The organism is Streptomyces alkaliphilus, assembly GCF_014141535.1.
GTDB lineage: Bacteria > Actinomycetota > Actinomycetes > Streptomycetales > Streptomycetaceae > Streptomyces > Streptomyces alkaliphilus.
In genome coordinates this window covers 1-7162 of sequence record NZ_VKHT01000156.1, presented here as the reverse complement: position 1 = coordinate 7162, position 7162 = coordinate 1, and the positions used below count along the sequence as shown (strand labels likewise).

3 protein-coding genes are annotated in these 7162 nt (G+C 72.8%); all 3 read right to left on the bottom strand.

From position 1 onward, the window contains the following. Positions 1-243: glycosyltransferase (locus tag FNQ90_RS07765; protein ID WP_182605693.1), on the bottom strand; the 243-nt coding region annotated here is incomplete at its 3' end. A 274-nt stretch (positions 244-517) separates the two neighbouring features. After that, positions 518-5677: an NAD-glutamate dehydrogenase gene (locus tag FNQ90_RS07760; RefSeq protein WP_182605690.1), complete on the bottom strand. Its 5160-nt coding sequence runs from the start codon at positions 5675-5677 to the stop codon at positions 518-520. A gap of 806 nt (positions 5678-6483) precedes the next feature. After that, the gene (locus tag FNQ90_RS07755) at positions 6484-7128 is read right to left on the bottom strand and encodes an HAD family hydrolase (RefSeq protein ID WP_182605692.1); all 645 of its coding nucleotides are present in this window, start codon (positions 7126-7128) and stop codon (positions 6484-6486) included. Between the last annotated feature and the right edge of the window lie 34 nt (positions 7129-7162).

Here is a 7162-nt window from a genome sequence, read left to right as displayed (position 1 = left end):
CCCCGGACGCCCCGGCCCCCCGTACCGGCGCGCCAGTCCCTCGGCGATGCGGCCGGTGCCGTCGGGACTGGCGTCGTCCACGATCAGCAGCCGCAGCCCGGGCAGCGGCAGCGCCATCAGCTCCCCCACCACCCCCGGCAGGGTGCCCGCCTCGTTGTAGGTCGGCATCACCACCAGCACCGGGGTGCGGGCCCACTCCTCCGGCAGGATCGTCGCGGCCGGGGCCCGACCGGGGGCGGGCATCGCGGCCGTGGCCCGGCCGACACCGCTGCTGGTCATCACTGGCTCCATGCCCGTCACCCTAGGAACGACCGTCTCCCGCGTCGTCTTTTCCGGGGCCGTGCGGGGGACCGGGAGCCGGGAACCACCCCGGCCGGGCCCCGCGCAGGCCCCGGCGGCGCCGCCGGGAAAGCCCCCCGGAGAACCCGCGGAAATTCACGGAGACCCGCGGAAACCCCGCGCCCCCGGCCCCGGGAGGTCCCGGGGCCGGGGGCGCGGCGGTGGACGACGCGGCGCGTCAGCGGTTGCTGCGCAGCAGGGTGCGCATCGTCCGCATCGCGACCGACAGGTTGGCCAGATCGAAGTCGTCGGAGCTCTGGATCTCCGCCAGCGTCGAACGGGCGCGGGTGAGGATCGCCCGGTTGCGGGAGGCCCACGCCTCCCACATCTCCTCCGGGTCGGCCCCCGCCTCACCGGCGGCCAGCACATCGGCCGTGATCAGCTGGTGCGCCGCGTACAGATCCTCCCGGATCGCGGTGCGCGCCATCGACTGCCAGCGGTCGGCGCGCGGCAGCATGCCGATCCGGTCCTGGAGCCGGGAGATGCCCAACTGGTCGGCGAGGTGGTAGTACACCTGCGCCACGTCCAGCAGGTCCCGGCCGGTGCGATCGGCGACGGCCACCACGTCGAGGGCGGGGAGGACGGCGGTGAAACCGGCGACCTGCTGGGCCAGCTCGGGAGGCACCCCGCTGCCCACCAGTTCGTCGTGGGTGGCGGTGTGCACCTCCAGGTCACGGCCGCGCAGCAGCTTGGGCAGCTCCAGCCACACCTGGCCCAACCGCTCGGAGAAGACCTCGATGGTCTCCGCGAGCCGCAGCGGCTGCGGCCGGTTGTTCAGCAGCCACCGGGCCCCGCGCTCGACCATGCGCCGTGAGTGCAGCCGGATGCCGGTCAGGACGGTCGCCGGGACGTCGTTGGCCAACCGCTCGGCGGTGTCCCAGATCCGTTGCAGACCGAAGATGGCCCGGGCGGCGGTGTGCGCCCGGACGATCTCCTCCACCGAGGCACCGGATTCCTCGTGCATCCGGTGCAGGAAGGAGGGACCGCCGACGTTGATCGTGTCGTTGACCAGGAGGGTGGTGATGATCTCCCGGCGCAGCGCGTGGCGCTCGATCCGGGCCTGGAAGCGCTCGCGCAGCGGACCGGGGAAGTACACCTCCAACAGGCTCTGCAGGTGGGGGTCGTCGGGCAGGTCGGTGCCGACCAGGGCCTCGGTGGCGGTGAGCTTGGCGTACGCCAGCAGCACCGCCAGTTCCGGCTGGGTCAGCCCCTCCCCCGCGTGCAGCCGCTCGGCGATCTCCTCGTCGTCCGGCAGGAACTCCAACCGCCGGTCCAGCCGGCCCTCCGCCTCCAGGGAGCGGATGAAGCGCTGGTGGGCCAGGAGCAGGCCGGACGCGGTGGCCTCGGAGGTGGCCAGGACCACGTTCTGCGCGTGGTTGTTGCGCAGCACGATCTCGCCGACCTCGTCGGTCATCTCCGCCAGCAGTCGGTTGCGCTGCTTGACGGTGAGGTCCCCGTTCGCGACCACGTCGTTGAGCAGGATCTTGATGTTCACCTCGTGGTCGGAGGTGTCCACACCGGCGCTGTTGTCGATGGCGTCGGTGTTGCAGTGCCCGCCGGCGCGGGCGAACTCGATGCGCCCCAACTGGGTCAGACCCAGGTTGCCGCCCTCGCCGACCACCTTGACCCGCAGGTCCCGGCCGTCCACCCGGATCGCGTCGTTGGCACGGTCACCGACGGCGGCGTGGCTCTCGGTGGACGCCTTGACGTAGGTACCGATGCCGCCGTTCCACAACAGGTCCACCGGCGCCCGCAGGATCGCCTGCATCAGCTCGGCGGGGGTCATCGTCGCGACCGAGGACGGGATGTCCAGGGCCGTGCGCACCTGCGGGGTGAGCGGGATGGACTTGGCCGTGCGCGGGTGCACACCGCCGCCCCTGGACAACAGCGAGGTGTCGTAGTCGGCCCAGGAGGAACGGGGCAGCTCGAACAGCCGGCGGCGCTCCGCCCATGAGCCGGCGGCGTCGGGCTCGGGGTCCAGGAAGATGTGCCGGTGGTCGAAGGCCGCGACCAGCCGGATGTGCTCCGACAGCAGCATGCCGTTGCCGAAGACGTCGCCGGACATGTCGCCGATGCCGACGACCGTGAAGTCCTGCGTCTGGGTGTCGTGGCCCAGTTCGCGGAAGTGCCGACGGACCGACTCCCAGGCCCCCCGGGCGGTGATGCCCATGGCCTTGTGGTCGTAGCCGGCCGAACCGCCGGAGGCGAAGGCGTCCCCCAGCCAGAAGCCGTACTCCGCCGCCACCTCGTTGGCGATGTCGGAGAAGGTGGCGGTGCCCTTGTCGGCGGCGACCACGAGGTAGGTGTCGTCGCCGTCGTGCCGGACCACCCGGGGCGGCGGCACGACCCGGCCCTCCACCAGGTTGTCGGTGATGTCCAGCAGGCCGCGGATGAAGGTGCGGTAGCAGGCGACGCCCTCCGCCAGCCAGGCCTCCCGGTTCGAGGGGGCCGGCAGCCGCTTGGCGACGAACCCGCCCTTGGCGCCGACCGGCACGATGACGGTGTTCTTCACCTCCTGTGCCTTGACCAGGCCCAGGATCTCGGTGCGGAAGTCCTCGCGCCGGTCGGACCAGCGCAGCCCGCCCCGGGCGACCTTGCCGAACCGCAGGTGGACACCCTCCACGCGCGGGGAGTACACCCAGATCTCGTAGGCCGGGCGCGGCTCGGGCAGGTCGGGGATGGCCTGCGGGTCGAGCTTCATCGACAGGTAGGGGCGGGGCCGACCGGGCTCCTCCCCGCCCCCGGCGAGGGTGTCGGTGTCGGAACGGAAGTAGTTGCACCGCAGGGTCGCCCGGATGACGGTGCGGAAGGCGCGGAGGATGCGGTCCTCGTCCAGGTTGGAGACCTCGTCCAGGGCGCCGTCCAGTTCCTCCAGGATGCCGTCGATCAACTCGCGCCCGGCGTGCTGCCGTTCGGGGTGCAGACGGGCCTCGAAGAGGTTGACCAACAGGCGGGTGGTGTGGACGTTGCGGCGGAGCGTGGCCTCCATGTTCTCCTTGGAGAACCTCGCCCCCGCCTGCCACAGGTACTTGGCGTAGGCGCGCAGCACCATCGCCTGCCGCCAGGTCAGCCCCGCGGAGAGCACCAGGGCGTTGATCCCGTCGTTCTCCGCCTCACCGGTCCACGCGGCGGAGAAGGCTTCCTGGAAACGCTCGCGCACGTCGGCGCTCACGGCGCCGGCGACGGACTCGGGGACACGCAGCCCGAAGTCGTAGATCCAGGCGGTGGAGCCGTCCGCCGGACGCAGTTCGTAGGGTCGCTCGTCGACCACCTCGACACCGAGGTTCTGGAGCACCGGCAGGACCGCCGAGAGGGTCACCGGCTCACCGGTGCGGTAGATCTTGAAGCGGCGCTCGCCGGGGGCCGCGCCGACCGGCTCGTAGAGGCTGAGGGCGAAGTCCGGGCCGTCCTCGCCGGTGCGCAGGCCGATGACGTACTGCAGGTCGGCGACGGCGGCGCGTGGCGGATGGTCGGCCTTGTAGCCCTCGGGGAAGGCGTGCTGGAAGCGACGGCCCAGCTCGGCCGCCTGCTCCTCGCCGCACTCGGCGAGAAGGGCGTCGACGAAGCCGTCGGTCCAGGACCGGGAGGCCTCGGCGAGCCGGGCCTCGATGCGGTCCCGGTCCGCCTCGGTGATCTCCGGCAGCTCGGTGCCGGGTGGGACCCGGATCACGAAGTGCAGCCGGGAGAGCACCGACTCGGTGTTCCAGGCGGTGAAGTCCGTGGTGGTGCCGCCCAGTTCCTCGCAGAGGATGTCACTCAGCCGCAGCCGGACCGAGGTGGTCCAACGGTCCCTGGGCAGGTAGACCAGGGCCGAGTAGTAGCGGCCGTAGTCGTCCTGACGCAGGAACAGCCGCAGCCGGCGGCGCTCCTGAAGGTGCAGCACCGCGGTGGTGATGGCCCGCAGGATGGGCACGGAGGTCTGGAACAGCTCGTCGCGCGGGTAGGTCTCCAGGATCTGGAGCAGGTCCCGGCCGCTGTGGCTGTCGGGGGCGAATCCGGCGGAGGCCAGCACCTCGGCCACCTTGCGGCGGATCACCGGCACCCGGCGCACGGACTCGGTGTACGCCGCCGAGGAGAACAGGCCCAGGAAGCGACGCTCCCCGATCACCCGGCCCTCGGCGTCGAACTTCTTGACGCCGATGTAGTCCAGGTAGGACCGGCGGTGCACGGTGGCGCGGCTGTTGGCCTTGGTGAGGATGAGCACCCGGGGTTCACGGGCCTTGGCCCGGGCGGCGGGGGTGAGCCGGCTGAAGGCCGGGGACTCGGGGGCTCGCGTGCCCGGGTGGTAGTCACCGATGTCGGTGCGGCCGGGGGTGCCGACCGGGGTGTCGGGGCCGCCCTCGGGCAGGGTGTGGGTGGGGTCGGAGCGGAGGATGCCCAGGCCGGTGCCGGGGACGGCGGTCAGGACGTCCCCCTCACCGCCGTTGTCCTCCCGCACCAGGCGGTACTCGCGGTACCCGAGGAAGGTGAAGTGGTCGGCGGCCAGCCAGCGGAGCAGTTCGCGGGCCTCCTCGACCTCCAGGACGCGTCGACGCCTCTCCGCCTCGGCCTCGTCCCCGGTGCCGTCGGCGAGGGCCCGGACCTCCTCGGCGGGCGGGGTGACCTCCCCGCCGGTCGTCCCGTCCGTCCCGGTGTCGGTCACCAGGACGGGCGGGACGGTCAACTCGTCGGCGACGGCCAGCGCCCGCTCGCGCATCTTCCGCCAGTCCTCCACGGACTCGCGGACGTCGTTGAGCACCCGCCGCAGGTCGGCCTCGATGCGTCGCAGGTCCTCGTGATCGGTCTCCCGGTCCACCTCCACGTGGATCCAGGACTCGATCACCGCGTCCCCGGGCAGCTCCTCCGGCTCATGGGTGTGGGCCCGCGCGCCGAAGGGATCGCGCCCGGCGTCCAGGACCTCGAGCAGCTTCCCGGTGACGTCCCTGCGGACGATCATCTGCGGGTGGATGACGATGTGGATGCCCCGGTCCTGCCGGGAGAGTTCGTTGGTGACCGAGTCGACCAGGAAGGGCATGTCGTCGGTGACGACCTCCACCACGGTGTGGCTGCAGGTCCAGCCCACTTCCTCGACCGTCGGCGTGTGGACACGAACGTTGGCGGTGCCCTGCGGGCGATGGACGGCGAGCCGGCGGTGGGAGAGCGCGGCCCCGTAGAGGTCGACCGGGTCACGTCCCTGGAGATCTTCCGGGGAGACGTACAGGTAGTAGCGCTGGAGATACGCCCGGAGCTCGTCGGCGTCCGGGTGCTGGGCGGTTCTGCTTCCCGCCGGGCCGTGGTCGGCGACCTCGACCGCGCGGTTCAGCAATTCGGCTTTGACGTCATCCAGCTTGCTGTGCATGTCCTCTGACTCCTGTCGCGCCTCGTCGCACGACGTCGGGAACTCGATGTCGGATGCAGCGGGCGACGTTCGGTCGGGGAAGACGGGCGATCCCCGCCGCGTCCTTCGACGACCGGCCGCACCGGGCCGCGCGGGGTGCGCGGAGCCGGTTCCCCGGTCGGGGCGGACTCCGCGACCGGGGCGGGGGAGGCGACGCTGCCTCCGGCGGGTATCGCGCTGATCACGGGCTCAGGCTACCCCTCCCGTGCCGGCGCACCCGCCGCCGTTCGTACAAAGCGGTGGGCGGTATTTCGACCAAGTGGACATGAACCGCCGGCGCGGGCGCGGAGGGGACCACCCGGTGTTGTCATTCGGCTGTGTGGCGTATCGGTCACCGACGGGTCGTTCCCGCACGGTCGAGGAGCCGCGGCACCGTGGCCCGCGGCGACGCCCCCGTGGTGGGGGTGGCCCGCGGACCGGGGCGACCCGCGGGTGACACGCGGTTCCCGGAGGGGACGGCGCGCGACGCGCCGGGGCGGCGACGGCACCGGACCCGCCGCCCGGGTGCGGCGGACGGGTGAACCTCCATCGGAACGGTACCGCAGGACCGACCGCCCGGCAGGGCAGCGATTCCGGGGCGTGTCGGGTCCCGGGACGCTCCCGGGGCGTGCGCACCGGGAGGATCGGGAGGGTCCTCCGGCGGCCGGCGGCCCTCACCGGCGCGCCCGCACCGGGCACGGTCGGCGCGCCCCGGAGGCACGCCGGAGCAGGGACGGGCCGGTGAGGGGCGCGCCGGAGCAGGGACGGGCCGGGGAGGCGCGCCGGTCTCAGGAGACGATGTCGCCCGCCACCTGCACCGCCTCCTCCAGGGTGTCCACGACGGGGACACCGGCGGCGGACAGACTGCGGCGGCTGTGGGAGCCCCCCGTGTAGAGCACGGCCCGGGCCCCCGCCGCGGCGGCGGCCACGGCGTCGTCGGTGGCGTCCCCGATGACCACCGTGCGGGCGGGATCCACCCCCCTCAGGGCCGCGAGGTGGCGCACCATCTGGTCGGCCTTGCCCTGTCGCGGGCCGGTGCCGGGGTGACCGTCCACCCGGGCGAAGTGGTGGTGGATGTCGAGCCGCGTCAGCCAGTCGGCCAGGTGGTCGTGGCCCGCGAGCGAGCAGACGGACTGGGTACCGCCGGCGCCGCCCCAGGCGGCGAGGAGGTCGGAGGCGCCCTCGGTCAGGGCGGTGCGCTCGATCCGCGCGAAGTAGTGGCGGTGGAAGGCACCGTCCATCACCACCCACTCCTCGTCGGTGGGCAGTCGGCCGAGGAGGCGCTCGTAGAACTTCGGGATGGGGACGCAGAACAGGTCGCGGTAGCTGTCGAGGGTCAGGACGGGCATCCCCAGTTCGCCGAAGGCCGCGTTGGTGGCCTCCAGCACGACGTGGATGTCGTGCAGCAGGGTGCCGTTCCAGTCCCAGACCAGGTGGGGCGCCCCGGCGGAGGGGGGCGCGCCACCT